Annotated in this window: 20 protein-coding genes, 3 tRNA genes and 1 pseudogene; 6 read left to right on the top strand and 18 right to left on the bottom strand. The window is 37.7% G+C overall.

The genetic code is table 11. The features are described from left to right. Nucleotides 1-72 precede the first annotated feature (72 nt). The 4 genes from D7V20_RS12415 to D7V20_RS12400 all read right to left on the bottom strand — a co-directional run bounded on the left by D7V20_RS12415 (nt 73) and on the right by D7V20_RS12400 (nt 1,033). Nucleotides 73-149, bottom strand: a tRNA-Asp gene (locus D7V20_RS12415). Between the two features lie 44 nt (nt 150-193). Further along, a tRNA-Asp gene (locus tag D7V20_RS12410) sits at nt 194-270 on the bottom strand. A gap of 22 nt (nt 271-292) precedes the next feature. Further along, nucleotides 293-368: transfer RNA gene (locus tag D7V20_RS12405), tRNA-Val, on the bottom strand. Between the two features lie 296 nt (nt 369-664). Next, nucleotides 665-1,033, bottom strand: coding sequence for a YbaN family protein (locus D7V20_RS12400; RefSeq protein ID WP_120384565.1), 369 nt, complete (start codon nt 1,031-1,033; stop codon nt 665-667). Nucleotides 1,034-1,295: 262 nt separating this feature from the next. On the opposite strand from D7V20_RS12400, the pseudogene D7V20_RS20405 reads away from it, so the two are divergent. The 3 genes and pseudogenes from D7V20_RS20405 to D7V20_RS12385 all read left to right on the top strand — a co-directional run. Beyond that, nucleotides 1,296-1,370, top strand: a pseudogene (locus tag D7V20_RS20405) (VOC family protein); the annotation flags it as partial. Nucleotides 1,371-1,611: 241 nt separating this feature from the next. Continuing rightward, nucleotides 1,612-2,865 (top strand): exonuclease SbcCD subunit D C-terminal domain-containing protein, encoded by a 1,254-nt coding sequence (locus D7V20_RS12390; protein ID WP_120384564.1) that lies wholly within the window; start codon nt 1,612-1,614, stop codon nt 2,863-2,865. A gap of 9 nt (nt 2,866-2,874) precedes the next feature. Then, a complete protein-coding gene (locus D7V20_RS12385; RefSeq protein WP_120384563.1) occupies nt 2,875-6,471 on the top strand; it encodes an SbcC/MukB-like Walker B domain-containing protein in 3,597 nt (1,198 codons plus the stop codon). A gap of 62 nt (nt 6,472-6,533) precedes the next feature. Here D7V20_RS12385 and D7V20_RS12380 read toward each other — a convergent pair whose 3' ends face one another. From D7V20_RS12380 to D7V20_RS12365, 4 genes are all read right to left on the bottom strand, one after another. After that, nucleotides 6,534-6,941 carry a hypothetical protein gene (locus D7V20_RS12380; protein WP_235831640.1) on the bottom strand — a complete coding sequence of 136 codons (408 nt, stop codon included), beginning with the start codon at nt 6,939-6,941 and terminating at the stop codon, nt 6,534-6,536. Between the two features lie 51 nt (nt 6,942-6,992). Further along, nucleotides 6,993-7,796, bottom strand: coding sequence for a hypothetical protein (locus tag D7V20_RS12375; protein ID WP_120384562.1), 804 nt, complete (start codon nt 7,794-7,796; stop codon nt 6,993-6,995). Between the two features lie 136 nt (nt 7,797-7,932). Beyond that, complete coding sequence (locus D7V20_RS12370) at nt 7,933-8,730, bottom strand: thioesterase family protein (RefSeq protein WP_120384561.1); 798 nt, start codon at nt 8,728-8,730, stop codon at nt 7,933-7,935. A 204-nt stretch (nt 8,731-8,934) separates the two neighbouring features. Then, nucleotides 8,935-9,621 carry a YggS family pyridoxal phosphate-dependent enzyme gene (locus tag D7V20_RS12365; protein ID WP_120384560.1) on the bottom strand — a complete coding sequence of 229 codons (687 nt, stop codon included), beginning with the start codon at nt 9,619-9,621 and terminating at the stop codon, nt 8,935-8,937. Nucleotides 9,622-9,966: 345 nt separating this feature from the next. On the opposite strand from D7V20_RS12365, the gene D7V20_RS12360 reads away from it, so the two are divergent. Then, complete coding sequence (locus D7V20_RS12360) at nt 9,967-11,004, top strand: type IV pilus twitching motility protein PilT (RefSeq protein WP_120384559.1); 1,038 nt, start codon at nt 9,967-9,969, stop codon at nt 11,002-11,004. A 23-nt stretch (nt 11,005-11,027) separates the two neighbouring features. Beyond that, a complete protein-coding gene (locus D7V20_RS12355; RefSeq protein ID WP_120384558.1) occupies nt 11,028-12,146 on the top strand; it encodes a PilT/PilU family type 4a pilus ATPase in 1,119 nt (372 codons plus the stop codon). An 84-nt stretch (nt 12,147-12,230) separates the two neighbouring features. Here the strand turns inward: D7V20_RS12355 and fur are convergent, their stop codons facing one another. Next, nucleotides 12,231-12,668 (bottom strand): ferric iron uptake transcriptional regulator, encoded by a 438-nt coding sequence (fur, locus tag D7V20_RS12350; RefSeq protein ID WP_120384557.1) that lies wholly within the window; start codon nt 12,666-12,668, stop codon nt 12,231-12,233. 112 nt (nt 12,669-12,780) lie between these two features. Here fur and D7V20_RS12345 point away from each other — a divergent pair, with 112 nt between their 5' ends. Continuing rightward, a complete protein-coding gene (locus D7V20_RS12345) occupies nt 12,781-13,179 on the top strand; it encodes an outer membrane protein assembly factor BamE (RefSeq protein WP_120384556.1) in 399 nt (132 codons plus the stop codon). Between the two features lie 84 nt (nt 13,180-13,263). Here D7V20_RS12345 and D7V20_RS12340 read toward each other — a convergent pair whose 3' ends face one another. The 9 genes from D7V20_RS12340 to D7V20_RS12300 form a co-directional block, all read right to left on the bottom strand. Further along, nucleotides 13,264-13,602 (bottom strand): RnfH family protein, encoded by a 339-nt coding sequence (locus D7V20_RS12340; RefSeq protein ID WP_120384555.1) that lies wholly within the window; start codon nt 13,600-13,602, stop codon nt 13,264-13,266. Beyond that, the gene (locus D7V20_RS12335; protein ID WP_213072513.1) at nt 13,602-14,684 is read right to left on the bottom strand and encodes a hypothetical protein; all 1,083 of its coding nucleotides are present in this window, start codon (nt 14,682-14,684) and stop codon (nt 13,602-13,604) included. Before D7V20_RS12335 ends, D7V20_RS12340 begins: the two co-directional genes overlap by 1 nt. A gap of 198 nt (nt 14,685-14,882) precedes the next feature. Then, nucleotides 14,883-15,338, bottom strand: coding sequence for a bacteriohemerythrin (locus tag D7V20_RS12330; protein WP_120384553.1), 456 nt, complete (start codon nt 15,336-15,338; stop codon nt 14,883-14,885). Nucleotides 15,339-15,609: 271 nt separating this feature from the next. Continuing rightward, a complete protein-coding gene (locus tag D7V20_RS12325) occupies nt 15,610-16,458 on the bottom strand; it encodes a class II glutamine amidotransferase (protein WP_120384552.1) in 849 nt (282 codons plus the stop codon). A gap of 156 nt (nt 16,459-16,614) precedes the next feature. After that, nucleotides 16,615-17,391: a GNAT family N-acetyltransferase gene (locus tag D7V20_RS12320; RefSeq protein WP_120384551.1), complete on the bottom strand. Its 777-nt coding sequence runs from the start codon at nt 17,389-17,391 to the stop codon at nt 16,615-16,617. A 155-nt stretch (nt 17,392-17,546) separates the two neighbouring features. Next, entirely contained in the window at nt 17,547-18,452 is a 906-nt protein-coding gene (gene argB / locus D7V20_RS12315; protein WP_120384550.1) for an acetylglutamate kinase, read from the bottom strand. A gap of 60 nt (nt 18,453-18,512) precedes the next feature. Continuing rightward, on the bottom strand, nt 18,513-19,976 hold the full coding sequence (locus tag D7V20_RS12310; RefSeq protein ID WP_120384549.1) for a phosphomannomutase/phosphoglucomutase: 1,464 nt from the start codon (nt 19,974-19,976) through the stop codon (nt 18,513-18,515). Nucleotides 19,977-20,190: 214 nt separating this feature from the next. Beyond that, nucleotides 20,191-20,643 (bottom strand): dUTP diphosphatase, encoded by a 453-nt coding sequence (gene dut / locus D7V20_RS12305; RefSeq protein WP_120384548.1) that lies wholly within the window; start codon nt 20,641-20,643, stop codon nt 20,191-20,193. Between the two features lie 210 nt (nt 20,644-20,853). Beyond that, on the bottom strand, nt 20,854-22,893 hold the full coding sequence (locus D7V20_RS12300) for a UvrD-helicase domain-containing protein (protein WP_120384547.1): 2,040 nt from the start codon (nt 22,891-22,893) through the stop codon (nt 20,854-20,856). Nucleotides 22,894-22,994 lie beyond the last annotated feature (101 nt).

Raw genomic sequence — 22,994 nt, 5'->3', positions numbered from 1 at the left:
CGAAAATTAATCAAAAAACTTAATTAACAATGCTGATCAGGTATTACACCTTATTGCAAGATTTTTGTAAAGTGGCGCAGCGGACGGGGCTCGAACCCGCGACCCTCGGCGTGACAGGCCGATATTCTAACCAACTGAACTACCGCTGCACTTCTACAATAAGTATTGCAAACAAACGAAGAATGAATTTAAGTGGCGCAGCGGACGGGGCTCGAACCCGCGACCCTCGGCGTGACAGGCCGATATTCTAACCAACTGAACTACCGCTGCACTAAAATTCAACATTAAAGCTTGGTGGGCGCTGACGGGATCGAACCGCCGACATTCTGCTTGTAAGGCAGACGCTCTACCAACTGAGCTAAGCGCCCTAACGACTTCATCGTTTGTGAGGTGCATTATAGAGAATCTTGACTGTGTGTCAAACGCTTTTATCTATGTTTTAAGGATTTTACGTTTGAGTGATTAAAAAATAGATCATTTTCATTCAATATTGGTTTTTTTGTTTATTATTTATCTATTTATCAATATTTATATCTATTTTCATTTGTGATTTTTGTTTGATGATGAACATATTAACCATCACAGAATCTCAATCATCCTATGTAAAGCCAAACTAAGACCACAACTGGAATAACTTTTCTCAACTGGGATACTTTAGATATATTTATGACTGAGTCACGGGTTCAGGTCTTAACCACAACCAAATCGCAACAATTAACATGGTTAAATCTGTAAAAATTTTGACAGCAACTGGTGCATTGGTAAACAACATCATTACACCACTGACAAGCATCATAATCGTTGCAAACCATTTGGCCTTACGTGGCACAGTGCCATTTTCGCGCCATGCACGTAGCGTTACACCATACTTAGGATGGTTTAGTAACCAGTGATCGACTTCTGGCCATCCTTTTGAAGCTGCCCAAGCCGCTAGAATCAAGAAAACTGTTGTTGGCATTCCAGGTAATATTGCACCAATGATTCCAAGTACAATAAAAATAATCACCAAGGTTCGCCAAAACAAAACTTTCATAGAATAACTCAACTTTTCTCTTGAGGAAGTATAACGTTTTAAAATCAGGCATTCAGTATTGTTTTTGGAAATTTTGAATCCTTCACAATTTTTCTATCTTGTTTGTGTTTTTATCTTCATTTATTAGAACAAGAACTTGACTTACTTTTCGTTCTTGGATAACGATTTTAACTCACACAGATTCACTCAAAATGACCAAAATATGATTGAATAAATCGCATTCAAATATTTTAAGCCTAAATAATGCTGTATGGAGCGCTTAATGAATAACATCGCTTATTTTGAAATCCAATCATCAAATCCTAAAAGAGACGTAAAATTTTACCGTGAAGTCTTTGCTTGAACATTCGCCCAGAACAATCAAATTGCAATGGAAAAGTTCGCTATTCCAAATAAATGCTAACAAGGCGACTGTACTAATCTCAATTATTATACCTTTGGCTTAGTTCAAGTTGATCCAAATGCGCAGTGAGTGAAATCATTCGAACGACTAAACATGTCGCATCACCACACTCTTTATGATGCAACATTGTAAAATATGCTAATTTATACAGGGCATTTCAAACATTTGAGTTCACATGACTGTACGCTTTTTTCATACATCTGACTGGCATTTGGGACAATTTTTTTATCAGCATTCTCGCCAGTATGAACATGAACAATTTCTCGCGTGGTTATTGCAACAAATTCAACAGAAACAGCCTAATGCCCTACTGATCGCAGGTGATATTTTCGATGTCATCAACCCTGCATCATCCGCACAGAAACAGCTCTATCAATTTTTAGCCGATGCCCATGCTATTGCACCACAGATGCAAACTTTAATGATCGCGGGTAATCACGATTCGGGTTATCGCATTGAACAAATTGAACCCTTACTTGAAAAATATAACGCTAAAACAGTGGGTATCATTCACAAAAATAATGAAGGATCGATTGATTTAGAACGTTTACTGGTGCCGATTTATGATGAAAATAAAATCATTGTGGCATGGTGTTTAACTCTGCCGTTCTTACGCCCTGCCGAAATTACAGGTTTTAATGAACAAACTGCCACTAGTCAAAATGCAATTGCTTATTTACATCAACAACTTATTGCCGAAGCTAAAAAAAGAAAAACACCTGAGCAAGCGTTAATTCTGATGTCACATGCACATATGCAAGGTGGAGAAACTTCTGATTCCGAACGCCCGATCATTATTGGCAATGAAGAAGCCCTTTCAACGACACTTTTTGATGAAGTGATTGACTACGTAGCACTCGGGCATTTGCATAAACCGCAAAAGGTTCAAAACGCACATATCCGTTATAGTGGTTCACCGATCCCCTTATCATTTAGCGAAATCAATTATAAACACCAAATTGTTGAAGTGACTCTTGATCCCACACAAAGCAATGAATCAAGATTTCAGTTTGAAGCGATTGCGATACCACGTAGTGTGCAATTGCATAAAATTAAAGGAGAACTCACTGAAGTTTTCAAACAATTAAGCGCTTTGCCGAGTGGTGAAATCGACAATATTGAGCATCGAGAATATGTCGATATTGAATATCATACCCATATTCCACCGCAACCTAATTTACGGCAACAATTTGAAGAGGCGTTGCCTAAAAATCGTTACCGTTTAGTTCGCATCTCTCGACAATATTTAAGCACTGAAAAAAATGCAGATATCTCCACTGCAATCAGTCTAGAACCGCCGACACCTGAAAAACTATTTCAACAAATCTGGGAAAAGAATGGCTATTCGGAAGATGACGCGGTACTCAAAGATTTTTTAAGTTTGGTACAAGAAGCCGAAAAATCACTTGAAGAAGAACAAAGAATTTAAGGGTTTAGCATGAAAATTGTATCCATACGACTTAAAAATTTAGCCTCTCTTTCAGGGGAACACTTTATTGATTTTGCATCTGAACCGTTAGCTTCAGCAGGTTTAGTGGCGATTATCGGTAAAACAGGTGCAGGAAAATCCACGATTTTAGATGCAATGTGTTTGGCGCTGTTTAATAAAATCCCTCGTTTAAAAGACAGCGATGGCAAGCTTACCGATGTAGATGGTTCAGAACTATTGACCAATTCCCCACTAACCGTTTTACGTCGAGGTACAGCACATGGTTTTGCTGAACTTTGTTTTGTTGCACAAGATCAGAAGCATTATTTAGCCCGTTGGGAACTCAAACGTTCACGTGAAAAAGCAGATGGTAAACTACAAAGTGTGCAGCGCTATTTAACCTGTTTAACCGATGGTGTAGTGATTGCAGATAAAGCTAAAGCGGTTGATGCCAGTATTTTAAAAATCACACAGTTAAGCTTTGAACAATTCACTCGAGCAGTATTACTTGCTCAATCGGAAGTGACCGCATTTTTAAAAGCACGTGATAATGAGCGTGGTGAATTACTTGAATATTTAACCAATTCATCGATCTTTGGAAAGATTGGTCAGTTGGCTTTTGAAAAAACCAAATTAGCCGCCAACGCTCGTAAAGAACTCGAAAATTTGCTGGGTCATGTTGAAGTTTTATCTGACACAGAGCTTGCTGAGTTTACAACTCAATTTCAACAGGTTGATGCAGATTATAAAAAGCTTGAACTTGAAAAATCACAGCTAGAAAAACAGCAACAATGGTTTGACCGTAAACATAAATTTGATCGCGATATTATTCTCAAACAACACAATGTAGATCTGCAACTCAAATCTCAACAGAATCTAGCAGCTGAAAAAGCTCAATTAAAGCGATTGGAAATATTTGCAGATATTCGCCCAAATGTATTTCAGCAACAGCAGTTTGTTAAAACAGAACAGCAACTTAGACCTCAAATTCAGCAACAACAAAATTTATTTGATGATTTACACAAACAGTATGAAATTGAAAAATTACAATATCAACAGGCTGAGACTGCTTTAAATAGCATTCAGAACGTTGAAAATACACATCAAGCTGAATTCAATCAGGTTCGAAAATGCGTTCAAGAACGTGACTTTTTGGGTGCTGAATTTAAGAAAGTACAACTCAAATTACAGGATTTAGAACAATTACAGCGCCCTTTACTCACTCAAAAACAAGACGCTGAACAACAGATTCAACAGTTAAATCAGCAACAAGACAAGCTAAAGCAACAGCTTGAAACCAGCCAACAATTTAATCGTTTAGACAAAGGATTATCTGCACATCTGCATCAATTAGGTCAATTTATTCAACAATATCAGAATATTGACAATCAATCCAAAGATTTAAACCAGACAGCCCAACAGCTTGTTGAATACAAACAACAGTTACAACTCAGCGTCGAACAGCATGGCGCTTTTGAACAGATCGAAACTCAGCTTGAACAATTGCGCCAACAGCGTGAACAAAAAATTAAACAGTTGAACCAATTGGATTTTATTCAACAAAAATTAGTTCAATTTTTCCAAATAAAAGATGAATCAAATCAAATTGAGATTAAACTCAAACATTCAACTGAACAATTTTTGCAACTCGAAAAAACCACCTTACAAACGGAACAAGATTATTTAGCTGCACAAAAAGCACGTCAGCAAATACAACTTGTTTTACAGCAACAGCGCTTATTACATGCTGAAAATGTTGAACATTTACGTGCCGAACTCAAAGAGGGTGAAGCTTGCTTAGTCTGCGGAAGTACCACACATCCTTATAAAACTGATGATGCTGTTGTGTCTAAAGCACTATTTGAATTACAACAACAACAAGAACAGCAAGCAACTTTAAAGGAACAAGAAGGTTTTACACTGTGGCAAAATGCTCAAAAAAGTTTAACTCAATTAAATGCACAACTTGACCAATTTAAATCTGCACATCAATCACTTGTAGATAAGACATTCATTTTACAAGATGATTTGATTCAACAATTGAACCATGTGAATATCCAACTGGATTTAAATCAGCCTCAAGCTGAAATTCACTTAAAATTCAAGCAATTTGAGCAACAACAAAAAGGTGAAATTCAACAACTGGAAGCGCAACTGAATACTGCCCTTCAAGCCAATAAACAGCAACAGCAGCTTCAACAAAATATTCAACAGATTGAACACCTACTGCATACTGCTCAAAATTTGCATGGTCAGGTTCAGCACATTACTCAATGTTTATCTGACACAGAACAACAAAATTGGCAACAACACACCACTCAAACAGCGCAACATGTTTACTCAAAATTAAATCAACGTGTTCAGCACCTAGAACAACTTGAGCAACAGGCCAAACAGTTTGATCAAACCACGCAACGCTTGGCTTCTATTCAACTTAAACTTGAAAATGCAACGCAACACATCAGCAATACTCAGCAAGAACTCGAAAAAATTAAACAACAAGGTCAAGAAAATACCGAAATTGCGACCCAACTGATCCGCACGATCTCTGGTTTAAGCGATATAAAACCCAATGAATGGTTGGCTGAACACGATGCAAATCGCCAACATGTGCAAAACCAGTATCAACACCATAAACAAAGCTTTGATCAACAGCGTCATCAGTTTGAACAACAAAAAGGACAACTGGAACAACTCAAAGCACAATTGCAACAATGTCAAAATAATTTGAATCAGGTGAATATTGAAATCCAATATTGGCTCAAGCAACATCCTGATTTTCAACAGCAAGACCTAGATACGCTGTCTCAAATCAGTTCATCTCAAGAGCAACAGATTCGTCAACAACTACAAAATGCTGAACGTTTATTGAATGATGCGACGTCTGCGCTCAAAACTGTGCAAGAACAATTGACTGAACATCTGCATCATCAACCTGAGATTGATTTGGCTCAATTACAGCAATTGATCCTAGATCATGTGAATGCACTCAGAACACAACTTGAAATCAGAGATCAACTCAAACTCAAACTTGAAGTACATCAACAGAATATTGCCAAACAAAAACAGTACTTCGATAAAATTGAGCAAATACAACAAGAAGAACATCGCTGGAATAAGATTTCTAGTTTAATGGGAGACTCTACCGGTAAAAAATTCCGAGACTATGCACAACAGTATAATTTAGATATTTTACTGGAATATGCCAACCAACAACTTGCACTGTTATCTCAACGTTATACCTTGAAACGTCTAGAAAATTCGCTGAGTCTTGCGATTATCGATCATGATATGGATGGTGAAACACGTTCTGTCGCTTCACTTTCAGGGGGAGAATCTTTTTTAACAGCCCTTGCGCTATCTTTAGCGATTGCCAATATGGCTTCAGGCTCAATGAAAATAGAATCTTTATTTATTGATGAAGGCTTTGGCACATTGGATGCATCATCACTACACATGGTGATGAATGCTTTGGATCAATTGCAAAATCAAGGACGTAAAGTGGTTCTGATTTCGCATATCCAAGAAATGCATGAACGAATTCCTGTACAAATTCAGGTACGCCCTTTGGGTGCAGGTGCGAGTACAATTCAAATCGTCAGTTGATGCCGTTAAAAGGGAGGAAAATCCCTTTTACACAGCTTGCGACACTAACATTTAAATATCAATTAAATGGAAATATTTTGGAAATAATATCTTTTGCCTTCTTCACAAAGTTCTTCTTTGTCGCTCAATCCGTGGGTAGCATTGGCTAAAGTTTCATCAAATGTCGTGTTAAATTGCTTATAGTCTTCATCATAATCAGCTTTGAATTTTTGATTATTTTTCAAAGCTGTTATTGCACTTTGCATCGCTACACACATCGGATAAAGTTCAGCTTTATCTTGGGTACGATTTCCACGTTCAGCAATATCTTCAATTTCACCGAGAATAGTGTCAAAGTTTTTTTGAAATTCAGCATAGGTTGGTTGTGGTGCAATCAAAGTCTTAAATTGATCTTGTACTGGATCTGCAAATGTTTGCATGGACAATGTAGCAACAAATACGACTGTAGTTAATTTCAATAATTTCATCATCTGAATTCCGCCATATCCTTTATATTTCTACTGTTTAAATCAAAAAATGATTTACTTATGATCTGCTGGAAATGCATTGGGTGCAGCTGCATAAGTATCATCTGGCTTTTTCATTGGATAATATTTCGGTGCTTCCAATTCATAAACCACTGTACCAATCACGCCAGTATTTTGAATAGAACCACTTGAACTATTTGCAGCATAAGAATCTTGAGGTTTACTAAAAGTAAATGACGCCACCGATGAATTACTTTTTCTAAAACCTTCGATCGCAAATGAACTGTATGGACGAAGCACATAACCACTTTTCGATCTAGACGCTTGGCGACCATCTAGAACATCTAAACCATCTACACTTGCTACAATTTCAAACGTTTGTTGACTGGTGTTGGAATAACGCAATTGATAACTCTGTCCATCATTGGCGGCTAGAAAATAGCGTTGCCCGTCACGATACAACGGCAAAATTCGCCCTCGATCATCAACAATAGAAAAACTAATTTTCCCAGCAGCTAAAGAAATACTGTTGATACTCCGCCCTGAAAATTGCTTATTGGCATAGCGTATTTGAGTTTCATCAACTGGATTTTGACTTAAACGCTTTAAATCGATTTGTGTAACATGGGAACTAATATCATCGCCCCACTTGGTTCCTAAGCGCTCTTCTGAACGCACACGATTTTGAGCCGAAGTCGCTTGAGAGGATGCCATTTTGGCTGCTGGAGGTTCGGGTACAGGAGCTGGTGCATAATCTGCCTCAGAAGCTGTTGAAGAATCTTGTGTTGTATTTGTCGTACTACATGCTGTAAACAATCCACTGAGCAATAAGCATAATAAAATTTTAGACTTATTCATTCTCCAACCCTTGTTTTTGAATTATATTGCATCAGTATAGTAAATTCGGCACTAAGAATTGTTGAATAATGTTTAACCCGCTTACATTCAACATAAATAAAAATATCAGCAGATATACATCATGAAAATTTCACATTCATGATAACTGTCTCAGTGTCAAAATCTGTTCACTACGTCCAAATGGCCCATGCACATCATGTAAAACTGAACTTGATAACCCAATACCATCCATGCCGTACTGTTGTACAGCCTCAATACCGAGCCATTCACCTTGCGGCATACGGAATAAATGAATTTGCAAATCTAAGTTTGGAAAAGCCCATTCAAAAGGTCTAGGCTGTCTAGGAACAACACCATTCGCCATATCGGACATACAAACTAAACGAACAAAATCAGAAGTTTTTTGTCCTTCAACCATTTCGGTTTGCGTTCTAAGCCAAACAAGTCCCTTACCATGACGTTGAACATTTGATCTTGCTTCAATCGTTTGTGTAAAACCACCACGCCACTGATGGATACCATCAAAAATAGGCATATTTTCAGGGGTTTCTACGGTTAAATCCTCCAAACCCGCAATTGCAGAACTGTCCGAAATCATCATACGCCAAGTACGTGCGACAACTAAGGTTTTGCCTTGCCCTTTCATGGTCGATTCAATCAACTCAATGGTTTTTCCTGCACGTATGCTTTGTGTAGTAATTTCAATTTCACCCAGTGCGATCAAACCGTAAATATCTAGACTAATGCGGCCAATACGCATTGTTTCACGTGGAGAAAACTGTTCCAACTCAGCACAAATCACACCTGTTGCAGGTGCCATATGCTGTTCATTGGGATTCCATGCACCCTGAGCATGGATCGTAGATTGATAACGTGCAGTCACAGTGCCTTGCGCGTCAACCTGACGACTCAGCAATTGATAATAAGCAGACATAAACTTCCTTGTAACGATTTCTTGCTGAATTAAGTTCATTCATTGTTTTTATTTTTGTACTCAACTTTAGTGCGCAAGTCTATGTTTTGAATTAAAACTGACCTCATCAGTTTTAAAGTTTGCTTTTATTCGGCTTTTTCATCATTTGAATGAAAAGATCAGGCTTTGAAAATATTAGAAGCCTTAAAATCCAAGCATAGCTATTTATTGATGATAATCTCGAGCGCCAAAGAGTGCTGTTCCAACCCGAACCATGGTTGAGCCAGCCATAATCGCATGTGCCATATCATTCGACATGCCCATACTTAAAGTATCCCAATCTTCAGGATGAGCATGCTGCGCTTTTACATGATCAAATAAAGTTTTAGCATCAACAAAAGCCTGTGGATGATCTGGTGCAGGAATGACCATCAAACCACGCAATTTTAGATTGGGTAATTGGCTCACTTGTCGTACCAGTTCTGCAACTTCTTCAGGCTGACAACCATCTTTGCTGTCTTGTGCATCTATATTCACTTGCAAGCAAATATTCAACGGCGGTAATGTCGCCTCTCGTTGATTTGAAAGCCGTTCAGCAATAATTAAACGATCAACGCCATGAACCCATGCAAATTTCTCAGCAAGATGTTTGGTTTTATTACGTTGTACATGACCAATAAAATGCCATTCAATATCCAAATCTTGAAGTGCTTCAATTTTATCTAAAGCTTCTTGTAAATAATTTTCCCCAAAAGCATGCTGTCCTGTCATATACATTTCACTGAGCATTTCACTTGGATGTGTTTTTGAAACAGCCAATAACATCACTTGATTGACATCTCTATGTGCAGCAATGCAGGCTTGCTCAATCTGTTTTAATACATGATTTCGAGCGTGATTTAGATCATTCATCGACAAGTTTCTCATTTCTAAAAAATTTCAGCTTCCAAGCAATGAAATTGTTGGTTATGCTGAGTGAAAGGCATTATTATTCTACAAAATAATAAGGGTGTGTTAACAGTTCATATATAACTTACGTTGTGAGTTTAAATTGAGCAAACAAGGAATGAAAATATTGAAAATACTCAAAACTATTTTCAAAGTTTAAAAACTCGTTTGAAATCATTTTGACTACAGCCTGAGCAAAACATTGTGCATACAACTTTATGCATTGTTTACAATGTAAGCGCGAACAGGAACTAGAATATATGAATAATCAATATACCCTAGGCAAATAGGTTTTTATTCGGGGACATTATGGATATTACAGAATTATTGGCGTTTTCAGTCAAAAACGGTGCATCAGACTTACATCTTTCAGCAGGTATGCCACCGATGATTCGTGTCGATGGTGAAGTCCGTCGAATCAATTTACCAGCCATGGAACATAAAGAAGTACATCGACTTGTTTATGACATCATGAATGACAAACAACGTCGTGATTTTGAAGAACAATTAGAAACCGACTTTTCGTTTGAAGTCCCAGGGGTTGCTCGTTTTCGTGTAAACGCATTTAACCAAAACCGTGGCGCAGGTGCAGTATTTCGTACCATTCCTTCAAAAGTTTTAACCATGGAAGATCTGGGTTTAGGACAAACCTTTAAAGAGCTTTGTGAATTACCTCGTGGTTTAGTGTTGGTGACAGGTCCAACAGGTTCGGGTAAATCGACAACACTTGCCGCAATGATCGACTATATTAACGACAACCGTTATGACCATATTTTGACGGTTGAAGACCCAATCGAATTTGTACACCAATCTAAAAAATGTTTGATCAACCAACGTGAAGTGCATCGTGATACTCATGGTTTTAACGAAGCGCTTCGCTCTGCCCTTCGTGAAGACCCAGATATTATTCTGGTCGGGGAGATGCGTGACCTTGAGACTATTCGTTTGGCGCTAACAGCAGCAGAAACAGGTCACTTGGTTTTCGGTACACTACACACCACATCTGCAGCAAAAACCATTGACCGTGTGATTGACGTATTCCCTGCCGAAGAAAAAGACATGGTTCGTGCCATGTTATCTGAATCTCTTCAAGCCGTAATTTCACAAACACTCCTTAAGAAAAATGGTGGTGGTCGTGTTGCTGCACACGAAATTATGATTGGTATTCCTGCTATTCGTAACTTAATTCGTGAGAATAAGGTTGCCCAAATGTATTCTGCAATTCAAACTGGTGCAAACTATGGCATGACTACACTTGATCAAAGCCTTAAAGCTTTGGTTGCGAAAGGCGTCATTAGCCCTCAGGTTGCAAGAACGATGGCGAAACAACCAGAATCATTCTTATAAAAACGGATAATTGAGGCTTAAAGATGGACTTTAATGACTTGCTCAATATGATGATTGAGCAAAAAGCGTCCGACTTGTTTATTACTGCAGATGTTGAACCATCAATGAAAATTAATGGTCAAATTGTACCTGTAGTCAAAACCAAGTTAAACGGCGAAATTATTATGTCGTTGCTTAACTCAATTATGAGTGAAAAACAGCGTAAAGAATTTGCCGAAACACGTGAATGTAACTTTGCAATCACCAATCGTGATAAGACAGCACGCTTCCGTGTCAGTGCTTTTCAACAACGTGATATGCCTGGTATGGTCTTGCGTCGTATTGAAACTAAAATTCCAACGATGGATGAACTGAAGCTACCACCAATTTTGAAAGACTTAGCCATGACCAAGCGTGGCATTATTATCTTTGTAGGTGCGACAGGTACAGGTAAATCAACATCATTAGCTTCACTTATTGGTTATCGCAATCACAACTCTAAAGGTCATATCATTACCATTGAAGACCCAATTGAATTTGTACACGAACATGCGGGTTGTATTATCACGCAACGTGAAGTTGGGATTGACACAGATTCTTTCGAAATCGCATTAAAAAATACACTGCGTCAAGCACCAGATGTGATTTTGATTGGTGAGATTCGTTCACGTGAAACCATGGACTATGCGATTGCCTTTGCAGAAACAGGACACTTGGTTTTTGCTACGCTCCATGCCAACAACGCCAACCAAGCCATTGACCGTATTATTCACTTCTTTGAATCTGATCGACACAGTCAATTGTTCATGGACTTATCGCTGAACTTAAAGGCGATGATTGCTCAACAATTGATTCCGACACCAGATGGAAATTCACGTCGTGCAGCTATCGAAATTCTCATCAACTCACCTTTAATTGCCGACTTGATCCGTAAAGGTGATGTACATGAAATTAAAGATTTGATGAAACGCTCTCGTGAATTAGGCATGCAAACCTTTGACCAAGCTTTATTCGATCTCTACAAGGCAGGGCAAATTACCTATAAAGATGCGCTAAAACATGCTGACTCACCAAATGATTTACGTCTACAAATTAAATTAGATGAAGAAGGTGGTGCTCAATTGCTCAATGCACATAGCAAGCTAACCTTTGACGGACAGTAATTCATTTTCAAACGATATCTTAAAGATTAAAAAAGGGAGCTAAATTGATTTAGCTCCCTTTTAATTTGTTGTATTTATGTGATTTTATTTTTTACGATAAGCATCCTGACATTCAGTCGAATCACAAAAACCATATAAGTTTAATGAATGTCCTGTCAGTTTAAAGCCATGCTTATCCGCTACCGCATGTTGCTCATGTTCAATGGTATCATTTGTAAATTCAATGACTTTATTACAATTGAGACAAACAAGATGATCGTGATGATCTTCCTGCATAATTTCAAAAACAGAATGATTGTTTTCAAAATGATGACGCTGAATGATTCCAGCCGCCTCAAATTGCGTTAACACACGATATACGGTTGCAAGACCGACATCTTCACCTTGTTCGAGTAATGTTTTATAAATGTCTTCCGCGCTCAAGTGGTGTTGTCTTGAATTTTCTAATAATTCCAAAATCTTGATTCGTGGTAGGGTAACTTTAAGTCCAGCTTTGCGTAAATCTTGATTTGAAATAGGCATATAAAAAGGTCTCTCAACAAATTTTAAGTTGGAATATGCAACAGAGTTGAGATGCAGTATGATCTATCCGTGGATCAATTGCATCATAATTAATTTGGGATAGTGTAGCAAAATGCAAAAAATCATGCTGACGTTATTCGTCGCTTCTTTACTTGGTGGCTGTTCTGTATTTGGAGTATACAAAGTTGATATTCCTCAAGGAACACCGTTAACCCAAGCTCAAGCTTCAAAAATTCAAGTCGGTATGACTTACCAACAAGTACGTTTTTTGCTGGGTAGTCCAACGGTTACAGATCCATTGAATCCTGATCGATGGGACTACATTTACAATTATATCCCAGGAACTTACGCTAAAAAAGCCAAGATTCCCGTAGCACATGGCCAACACTTAAAGGTTTATTTTGATCAATCAGGTATTGTAAATAAAATTGAAGGTTTGGAAACCATTCCTGAATCTCAACCTGGTTTGCCTGCTTCAAAAGAAGCAATTTTGAATGCGCCCCCACTATAGACACTTTGTCATAAAAATAAACCCCTCTATGAGGGGTTTTTTATATTGATTCAATTGTTTAAAGCGATTGGTTTAAATAACGGACTATTTCGAAAGCAATTGGCGATAACGATTTCCTCGGCAATAACGTCCGACAGGATTGGCTTTTGCACGATTACGGCGAATATCTTTCGGATTAATGGTTAAAGCTCTATAAATTTCAACACGATCCCCTGCTTGTAAAAGCTGATTCATGTCTTTACATTTATTGCCAAAAATTCCAAAACTAAAACTTTCAGGCAATTTCACTTGTTCAGCTAACCCGCTTTGAGCAATTGCATCTGCAATACTCATGCCTTGAGAAAATTGTAACTCAATATGAAATTGCTGATTTTCAGTCGCATAAGCCACCCAAACCTTTTCACCTTTCGTCAAAGTTTCCATCACATCAATTGCCCAATGTAAGCTGCAATTGCCAAAAGAATCGCCAATGGTATAACGATCCGTACTGCTATACGCCAAATATTATAAAAAGCTTCTGAACTAAAATTCATCGCTTTACGTAAATGGCTAATCTTCATCATCCATCCTACAAAAATAGAATAGATTAAACAAATCACTAAGCCCCAAAGCATCAATAATGGATTAAAAACCAAACTGATATTCGGAATAGCCCAAATGAACAAAGCAACCAACAACACTACAAATTGAATCAGCATAGCGATTTGACGTTGTGCTAACTGTTCTTTTGCCAATTGTAATAATAGTGCTGCAGAAATAATCGCGGTAAATAACAGTGTATATGCTGGGATTTGCGCTGAAACAGCAAAAAATCCAAAAACAACCACAGCAACCAGTTGTGCAATCCAAATCGGTAAGGCTGTTTTTGAGGCTTCATTTTGCTGTTGGATGTGCGATAAGCCAGTTTGCCAATACAAGCCTAAACCTAAGCCAGTCGCGACTAAAGCAAGAATACTCGCACTCCCCCACTCATTAAACTCTACAGGAGTCACATGCCATGGTTGTAAGGCTGTACCAAAGACATTGGCAAGCAACAATGACAACAACACACCTACTGCAGTCAAACCAATCAGCAACGGACGAGGGGCAAAAGACAAAGCAAAGGCGAGAATTGCCGCTCCAGCAAACAAAATATTGGTCGCTACTGGAATTTGCGCAATCTGTGTAACACTCTGACTAATATTGAATAAGATGCCACCAGCCAAAAAAGGAATAAAAACAACAGCCAACCAACCTACGATACGCCAAGATTGAGAAGCATCAGCATCACGCGTTAAGCCAGACAAAGCATTTAATGCTGTCGTTTTAGAGCGCTTGGCTAAAGCAACTTCCAAATAAGTTATAGGTAATGCCAATACGAGCATTGACACTAACCACAATATCCAAAAATCAATTTGTCGATCAATTTGAATACCTAAACTTGGCGCCAAGCCTGCGATAATCATAAATGACAAACAAAATGCCATGAGCGGCGATAACCATCGTGACATAGAATAATCCTGCATGAGGTGTTTCGTAAAAAGTTCTGCTATTTTGCCTTTCTCGATTGTGAAAATCAAAGTTTAAAAGAAAAAAGCAAATCATCTTGTTCAGATGACTTGCTGCGCTAGATTTCTGTTCTATTTTTTTCTTTTTATTCCCTCTGAATTGTTTTAGTTAGAGAGCGGAGTATTTTTCATAGTTTCCAAACTCAAAAAGACGGATTATGAAAAAAATCTTGCAAACCAGTTCTTACCTTTTTTCTTTTCGTTGTCTTTTATAATTCCCATCATATTTAACTTCACTGCGCCCACATAGTCAGCATCATCATGTTGAATATGATTAATTAACCACTTAGACAAAACTTCGTGCAGTTCATGTTCTATCGAATGACCTTGTTCAAAACTCGTTCGATAACCTTCAATCCGTTTAATAAACAAATCATGTACCCGTTTATGCGGCACACGATATTTATAGCCGGCTTCTTCTTGCAAACTTTCTTCAAATGTAAAATGTGACTGGGTATAATCGATAATATTATCAAGAATATTCTTAATTTTTGCTCGATCGGCATTCACCCCAACTTCATTTATTTCGTTGATATAATCTAAAATTCTTTTATGTTGATCGTCAATCACATCGATACCAGTATTATATTCTGGAATCCACTTCATTTTCATACGATCACCTTTTAAATAACATTTTCACCTTTAGATTTATACTACCTTTTTAGATTGAAAATAAAAACGAAGCGCATTACTCTGAATTAATATAAAAAAATCAAATATTATTTAAACACATGTTTTTATTTAACTATTATTTTAAACTCAACCAAAAGAGTCAGATATTTTTTAACCATTAAAAATCAATTAACCAGTTTAAAGGCTAAATTAAATCCGTAAAAAAACCTTTAATAAAATTAAAGGTTTTTTTTAATGATTAAATATAAAATTAATACTGATCAGCTTTAGTTATTCTAATTAATGTAGGATTCTCTGCTTCACGTAATAACCGTTCAACTTGAGTGATTGCAGTTTTAATCACTCGACCATCTTTAAATAAAATCATCTCACCTGCTTTATAAGCAGTCCATGTCTCATTATGCGTTAATGGTTCGGTCGTAATCACAGCAACACGATCTTCAGCTGTGGTAAATTTACTAAAATCGATATCAACATCCAAATCGATTAGTCTGGCATATTGAAAAGGATACTCTCGTACAATCCAATGAAGCTTTGTGGTCGCATAACTAAATAATGCTTGCCCATTGGATAGACAAAAATTAAACGTACCATGCTCTGCAATTTGTGGTGAAATTTCTTCTAATAATGCAAAAATATCATTCAAACTTGGCTCATCGTATCCAAACTTTAACACCAATTGTTCGAGTAAATAACAAAATGCCAGTTCACTGTCCGTGCTACCGACAGGTGTAAAACGTCCAGATAGTCGTGGATTAAAGTCATGTAAATCACCATTATGCGCAAAAATCCACTGTCTCCCCCATAGCTCACGCATAAAGGGATGCGAATTTTCTAAAGTAATTTTACCTTGAGTGGCTTTGCGAATATGCGCAATCACATTACGTGATTTGATGGGATAATTACGTACCAATTCTGCAATCGGAGATTCAACTGCAGATTGATTATCAACAAATAAGCGACATGCCTTATCTTCAAAAAAAGCGATACCAAATCCGTCAGAATGATCAGATGTTATTCCTGCACGTTGTGAAAAACCACGAAAGGAAAAAGTAATATCTGTTGGTGTCGCGCAGTTCATTCCAAGCAATTGGCACATAGTTCATTCATACAACATTTTAGTTATACGAATATTGTGCATGAGTCAGTACCTGCTTGCAAATCAGAATCATCAATAAAGTTTGCAAACAAGTTTATATCTAACCAAAACTTAACAATCAATTTATAGCAACTGAGTATTATCTCAATGATATTGTTAACGATTGACCATTTTGTTGAGTACAAAATTTTTCACAATGTCATTCACTTCCAAGAACACAAAATAATCCAGACAATTAAATGTTTCATCGTGATAGGCTTGTTTAGACAATCGCGCATTCATTTTCAAATATACATCGAATAATTTAGGGATGCGTTCATCTTGTGGAAAACTATACTCAGGATGACTCGGCTCATAAGCAGGTTTTGCTTTTACGTCAATACATTGGTCTACGTTTAATTGTTTGAGATATTGATGTGTGTAGTAAGCACGTGCCTTATTATCTTCTAAACGTATGCTGACACAGCCCATGAGGTGCTTGGCTTTCATTTTCCACAATACCGTAGGTACAAGATTGAGCCATAACATCGATAATGCACGACCATTGCGATAACGTGGGTGTACACAAGTCCGCCCAATTTCAACAATATTACTCAGATTTGAAAATGGAGAAACATCAAACTCTTGTGAGCTATAACTCTGTTTTAATTCATGACCTTGGAATAATTTAAGCCGGGTATAAGCGACTATTTCATTGCTCCATTTATCACGTAATACCGCATGTTCACAATCAAGATCATACAAATCCTGATCTATACCATTTTCAAATTGAATTCCAAATTGATCTGCAAATTGAACTGCACGAAATTTCTGTACTTCTTTAAGTTGTTTAAGGTCTTCAACCCATTCAAATTTATACTGTGATTGTGCTTTTTTAGGTTTTGGTAAAGGTAAGCTCAAGTTTTGACGATATTGGTTTAGTTTTGCAAACATGTCTTCGGCTCCTAGTGCTTTTATTTACACTAGGCAATCTGCATGACAATGATATGACTAAATAATGAATGTTTTAAAACTGCTGATAAATGATGATTCCCATATCCTTAGATACAAAAAAGCCAGTGTTTCCACTGGCTCAATGCTGATATGAATTAATGTGTTGGTTTTACACGATTGGTAATTAATGTTCCAACACCATGATCGGTAAAAATTTCCAGCAAGGTTGCATGTGGTACACGACCATCGACAATATGAGCGCTCACAACACCGCCTTTTACAGCATCCAATGCACATCCAACTTTAGGAATCATGCCACCGTAAATCACACCTGTTTCAATCAGACGATCGACTTCTTGCGTGGTTAAACCCGTCAGCAGATTCTTATTTTCATCCAGCACACCTGAAATATTGGTCAGGAGGATGAGCTTTTCTGCACCTAAAGCTTCAGCAACTTTACCAGCAACCAAATCTGCATTGATATTATAGGTTTGACCATCTTCATCTACACCTAAAGGTGCAATCACTGGAATAAAATCACTTTGGGTAAACATTTCCAAAACGTCAGTTTTAACACCTGTCACTTCACCGACTAAACCTAAGTCGATTTGAGTTACTGTGCCATCATCCTGTATTTTTTCCATCAATAATTTTTTGGCACGTAGCAAATTACCATCTTTACCCGTCAAACCAATTGCACGACCACCATGCTTATTGATCAAATTGACGATCGATTTATTGACACTACCACCCAAGACCATCTCAACCACATCCATGGTTGCTGCATCAGTCACACGCATGCCATCGATACGATCAGACTCACGCCCCAACTGCTTGAGCAGTGAATCCACTTGTGGCCCACCACCATGCACAACAATTGGGTTTAAACCTACAGTTTTTAACAGTACGATATCACGAGCAAATGAGCTTTCCAAAGCTGGATCCGTCATTGCATTACCACCATATTTTACAACCAGTGTTTTTCCTGAAAAACGTTGGATGTATGGCAAAGCCTCAGTCAATATTTGTGCTTTGTCGATGCCAGCATGCTGATGTGACATTCGCCTCTCCTTAATGAACTGTATTGGTTAGACTGATGTATGCGGAGGACGCAAAAACAGTCAATGCGCTTGAAGAATATCTTGAGCGATCATAGGATAACGATCACTGAGCATAGACGCAAATGTCTGACGAATTTCATTGAGATGAATTGGACAATCTGCATCAAAACGCACAGTGAAATATTCACCCGTATTTGATGCTCGAATAATGCCAAAACCATATTCAAAATCAAGTCGAACACCATCAATTTTACTCAGTTGAGCTGCAAAATGTTGACTTAAATGTTCAATTTCATTCAACACAACTTTAGGGTCGGTTTGATGGGTACTGATGTAGGTATCTTCAGTGTAAAAACGATCTGGATAATGCGCTAATATTTCAGACAATGTTGCTTTTGGAAATAAGCATAAATACTCCATCACACGTAGTGCAGCGTATAACCCATCGTCATAGCCCATGCCACGACCATCATTAAATACATAATGCCCTGCATATTCTCCACCAAATACAGCACGTCCTTTCGATTGCGACATATATTTACGTAGAAAACTACTGCCCGTACGAATCATCTTGGCCTGACCACCTAATCGCTCAACCGCTTGGCGTACCATGGAAGAACATTTCACATCAAAAACGATTTCGTGTTGTGGATGTTCTTTGAGACACATTTGGGCAAATAAAGCCAATAAACGATCTGCCGAAATAATGTGTGCGGTTTCATCCAGTATCACGACACGATCACCATCTCCATCCAAGGCAATCCCAATATCTGCTTGATGGTTCAAAACATTTTGGCGTAATAATTCTAAATGCGTTGCTTGTGATGGGTCTGGCGCATGATCTGGAAAATGACCATCTGCATTACAACGAATTGCGATCACCTCACAACCCAGTTTTTTCAAGACTAAATTGGCACAATAACCTGCTGAACCATTTAAACCATCAATTACCACTTTTAACGGTTTAGATAGATGAATGTCTTTTAACATTGCGGTTTGATAAGGCACACAAAATTCAGATTTAATTTGATGAATAAGGCTCGGATGATGAGTTGATGCTTGAATAGCGTCAAATGGTTTATTTTGAAGATATTTTTCTTGATAAGCTTGAAAATAATGTTCCGCTTGAAGCCCTACTTCTTGAATCATTTCAGGTGAAGGCGGTTCACTTTGCATAATCCATTTGAAACCATTGTCTGTTTTAGGATTATGACTGGCTGTGACCATAATTCCGTTACCAGCTGTTTGTCGAGCAGCAAAGTACAATTGTGGAGTTGAACAGCATCCAATCTCAATCACTTGGATGTTTTTTTGTTGGAATACCTGTTGAATAATATGAGCAAAAGTAGGACTGGTTAAACGTGCGTCATAGCCTAAACTAATCTGAGATTGACCATTTTGTATAAATTGATTTGCCAAGGCACAGGCTATCGCCTCAACACATTCAGGTTTAAGCATATCAACTTTTCCACGGATATCATATGCACGGAAAATTTGGAGAGGAAAATCATTCATTTCAATCATAAGCAAAACTTCTAACTGCTTAACCCTATATATCTAAAGACACTCAATGACGCTTTAGTAACTTATTCAATTTTTTTATTCAAGGTTAGAGGCAAAATATATAAACTGACACTACTATATGCAAATTTGAAATATTATATATACATACTTTTTGTTACATATCTAAAATATATAAAAAAAGCCTGACAAATCAGGCTCTAATAATCAGTAAGACTTAGTTTTTACCCGTATGACCAAAGCCACCTGCACCACGCTCAGTAGCTTCAAATTCATTGACAACGTCAAACTGTGCTTGGATCACAGGAACAAGTACATACTGTGCTAAACGCTCACCTGGTTCTAAGATAAAGCTATTTTGACCACGGTTCCAAACTGAAACCATCAATTCGCCTTGATAATCTGAGTCAATTAAACCCACAAGATTGCCCAATACAATACCGTGTTTATGGCCTAAACCTGAACGCGGTAAAATTAGGCCTGCAAAGTTTGGATCTTCAATATAAATCGCCATCCCTGTTTTGACTAAAACAGTTTGACCTGGTTCAATGTGTATTGCCTCTTCAACACATGCACGTAAGTCTAAACCTGCTGAACCTGTTGTTGCATAGGTTGGCATTGGCCACTCTTGACCTAAGCGTGAATCAAGTACTTTTACTTGAACTTTCATATTGAAATCCTTTAGTGAAAAATTAAAAATTTATGTCTAACTTATTCAATATCATTGAATTTTTATCCATTTCAAAATTGCCGTATTTTTACAGCAAAAGTAGAAATCAATAGGATTTAAAATCATGCCTTTTACTCAAACCCGCCTCTCTATTTAGAATAAGGTTCAGTGAAATTAGACAATATTCAACGAATCGACTTGAGTTAAAAATCAACGTTTTAATAACGCTTTTAAATTTTGCAAATACTGTTGGGCTTGCTGTTTAGGATCGACATTTTCAGCCAACTTTTTCTTACGCCCTAACCAATCCAACTCATCTTGCGGCAACTCATCTAAGAAACGACTTGGTGTCATTTGCTTCATTTGTCCACCATTTTTACGCTGTTCAGCTAAAGTCAAAGTCAAACCTTGCTGAGCACGTGTAATGCCTACATACATCAAACGGCGTTCTTCTTCGATGGTTTCAGCAGCAATCGAGTTTTTATGCGGGAGTAATTCTTCCTCTAAGCCCATAATATAAACGAATGGAAATTCCAAACCTTTAGATGCATGTAAGGTCAATAGATTAACCTTATCGGTATCTTCTTCTTCCTGTTGCTGCTCAAGCATATCCAGCAACACCATTTTACGAATCACACTTTCAATGTTCTTTTCATCGACATCTTCTGCACGGTTAATCAAGCTTTGAATACTGGTATACAGCATTTCAACATTATCAATCTTGGTTTTTTCTTGTGCAGGTGTTGCTGCCGTTTCACGTAAATAATCGATATAACCTGCTTCATTCATCATCTGACGGATTTTAGGCACAGGTTCATCGTCGTCTAAAAGTTCACGGGTAAAATCATTGATAAACCCTGCAAACTCAGCCAATTGAGTCGTCGCTTTTTTTGGCATAACCATGGTTAAGCGTTGATCACTCGCTGCCGACAATAAAGATAGGTGGTTTTCTTGAGCGAATAAGCCCAATTTTTCCAAAGTTACAGGCCCAATTGCGCGTTTCGGTGTATTGATAATTCGTAAAAAGGCACTGTCATCTTCAGGATTGATAATGATGCGTAAATAACTCATCACATCTTTAATTTCTGCACGACCAAAGAAAGATTGACCACCTGAAAGTTTATATGGAATCTGCATTTGACGCAGCTGTGTTTCCAGTACACGTGCTTGGAAATTTCCACGATACAGCACCGCATAATCCTTCCAGTTTTTCCCATTCATTAATTTGTGTGTCAATAAATCCTTTACCACGCGTTCTGATTCATCATCATCATTACGACAAGTGATTACTCGAATCACTTCACCATGACCTTTATCACTCCACAATTTTTTATCAAATAAATGTGGGTTATTTTCAATCACGTGATTTGCCGCTTTTAAAATACGACTGGTCGAACGATAGTTTTGTTCTAATTTAATGACTTTTAGATTGTGAAAATCTTCTTTGAGCAATGCCATATTTTCAGGCTTAGCGCCACGCCATGCATAAATAGATTGGTCATCATCACCTACTGCGGTGAATTGTCCCATCACACCCACTAACAATTTTACAAGGATATACTGCGCGGTATTGGTATCTTGATATTCGTCCACTAAAAGATAACGCACACGATTTTGCCATCGATCCCGCACTTCTGCATTCTCTTGAAGTAATCGGGTTGGCATGACAATCAAATCATCAAAATCTACAGCGTTATATGCACGGAGATTACGCTCATAAAGTTGATATAAATGTGCAAGTTGCACATCATCATTTGTTTCGCAGGTGGTATGCGCTTGCTCTGGAAGAACAAGATCATTTTTCCAGTCTGAAATCTTCTTCATTGCTTTGGCAATGAGCTCTTTACTCTCTGCACCTGACATATTGTCACGGTGCATTAAGTCCATCAGAATCCGTTTACAATCATCTGCATCTAGAATAGAGAAGTTTGCTTTGAGAGGAGTATTTTTAAGTTCTAGACGTAATAAATTTAGACCGAAATTATGAAAGGTAGAAACCGATAAACCTTTACCTTCTTCTTTTCCCAAAAGTTTTCCCACACGCTCTTTCATTTCACGTGCAGCTTTATTGGTAAAGGTCATTGCAGTAATTCTATACGCAGGAATACCGCACTGCTGTACTAGATAAGCAATTTTTCTTGTAATTACAGAAGTCTTACCTGAACCGGCCCCTGCAAGTACTAACAAGGGTCCTTGAGTATATTTCATGGCTTCAAGTTGCTTGTCATTCAATTGACTTGCTTTAGACATCGTTCATCCTCAAAAAACTTCGAGCTCGATTATAGTCATCAAAACCACAGTTGCAAAATGCTTTATGTGAATGTGTCCGACTAAAAAATTGAGCGCATAAA

The sequence above is a fragment of the Acinetobacter rongchengensis genome (assembly GCF_003611475.1).
GTDB classification, from domain to species: domain Bacteria; phylum Pseudomonadota; class Gammaproteobacteria; order Pseudomonadales; family Moraxellaceae; genus Acinetobacter; species Acinetobacter rongchengensis.
The sequence above is the reverse complement of the archived record's forward strand: the minus strand, read 5'-3'. Positions and strand labels throughout refer to the sequence as shown.

Excerpts from the sequence above, each read along its gene's own strand:
- D7V20_RS12400 (WP_120384565.1), bottom strand. The coding sequence starts at position 1,033 with ATGAAAGTTTTGTTTTGGCGAACCTTGGTGATTATTTTTATTGTACTT.
- D7V20_RS12390 (WP_120384564.1), top strand. The coding sequence starts at position 1,612 with ATGACTGTACGCTTTTTTCATACATCTGACTGGCATTTGGGACAATTT.
- D7V20_RS12385 (WP_120384563.1), top strand. The coding sequence starts at position 2,875 with ATGAAAATTGTATCCATACGACTTAAAAATTTAGCCTCTCTTTCAGGG.
- D7V20_RS12380 (WP_235831640.1), bottom strand. The coding sequence starts at position 6,941 with ATGATGAAATTATTGAAATTAACTACAGTCGTATTTGTTGCTACATTG.
- D7V20_RS12375 (WP_120384562.1), bottom strand. The coding sequence starts at position 7,796 with ATGAATAAGTCTAAAATTTTATTATGCTTATTGCTCAGTGGATTGTTT.
- D7V20_RS12370 (WP_120384561.1), bottom strand. The coding sequence starts at position 8,730 with ATGTCTGCTTATTATCAATTGCTGAGTCGTCAGGTTGACGCGCAAGGC.
- D7V20_RS12365 (WP_120384560.1), bottom strand. The coding sequence starts at position 9,621 with ATGAATGATCTAAATCACGCTCGAAATCATGTATTAAAACAGATTGAG.
- D7V20_RS12360 (WP_120384559.1), top strand. The coding sequence starts at position 9,967 with ATGGATATTACAGAATTATTGGCGTTTTCAGTCAAAAACGGTGCATCA.
- D7V20_RS12355 (WP_120384558.1), top strand. The coding sequence starts at position 11,028 with ATGGACTTTAATGACTTGCTCAATATGATGATTGAGCAAAAAGCGTCC.
- fur (WP_120384557.1), bottom strand. The coding sequence starts at position 12,668 with ATGCCTATTTCAAATCAAGATTTACGCAAAGCTGGACTTAAAGTTACC.
- D7V20_RS12345 (WP_120384556.1), top strand. The coding sequence starts at position 12,781 with ATGCAAAAAATCATGCTGACGTTATTCGTCGCTTCTTTACTTGGTGGC.
- D7V20_RS12340 (WP_120384555.1), bottom strand. The coding sequence starts at position 13,602 with ATGGAAACTTTGACGAAAGGTGAAAAGGTTTGGGTGGCTTATGCGACT.
- D7V20_RS12335 (WP_213072513.1), bottom strand. The coding sequence starts at position 14,684 with ATGCAGGATTATTCTATGTCACGATGGTTATCGCCGCTCATGGCATTT.
- D7V20_RS12330 (WP_120384553.1), bottom strand. The coding sequence starts at position 15,338 with ATGAAAATGAAGTGGATTCCAGAATATAATACTGGTATCGATGTGATT.
- D7V20_RS12325 (WP_120384552.1), bottom strand. The coding sequence starts at position 16,458 with ATGTGCCAATTGCTTGGAATGAACTGCGCGACACCAACAGATATTACT.
- D7V20_RS12320 (WP_120384551.1), bottom strand. The coding sequence starts at position 17,391 with ATGTTTGCAAAACTAAACCAATATCGTCAAAACTTGAGCTTACCTTTA.
- argB (WP_120384550.1), bottom strand. The coding sequence starts at position 18,452 with ATGTCACATCAGCATGCTGGCATCGACAAAGCACAAATATTGACTGAG.
- D7V20_RS12310 (WP_120384549.1), bottom strand. The coding sequence starts at position 19,976 with ATGATTGAAATGAATGATTTTCCTCTCCAAATTTTCCGTGCATATGAT.
- dut (WP_120384548.1), bottom strand. The coding sequence starts at position 20,643 with ATGAAAGTTCAAGTAAAAGTACTTGATTCACGCTTAGGTCAAGAGTGG.
- D7V20_RS12300 (WP_120384547.1), bottom strand. The coding sequence starts at position 22,893 with ATGTCTAAAGCAAGTCAATTGAATGACAAGCAACTTGAAGCCATGAAA.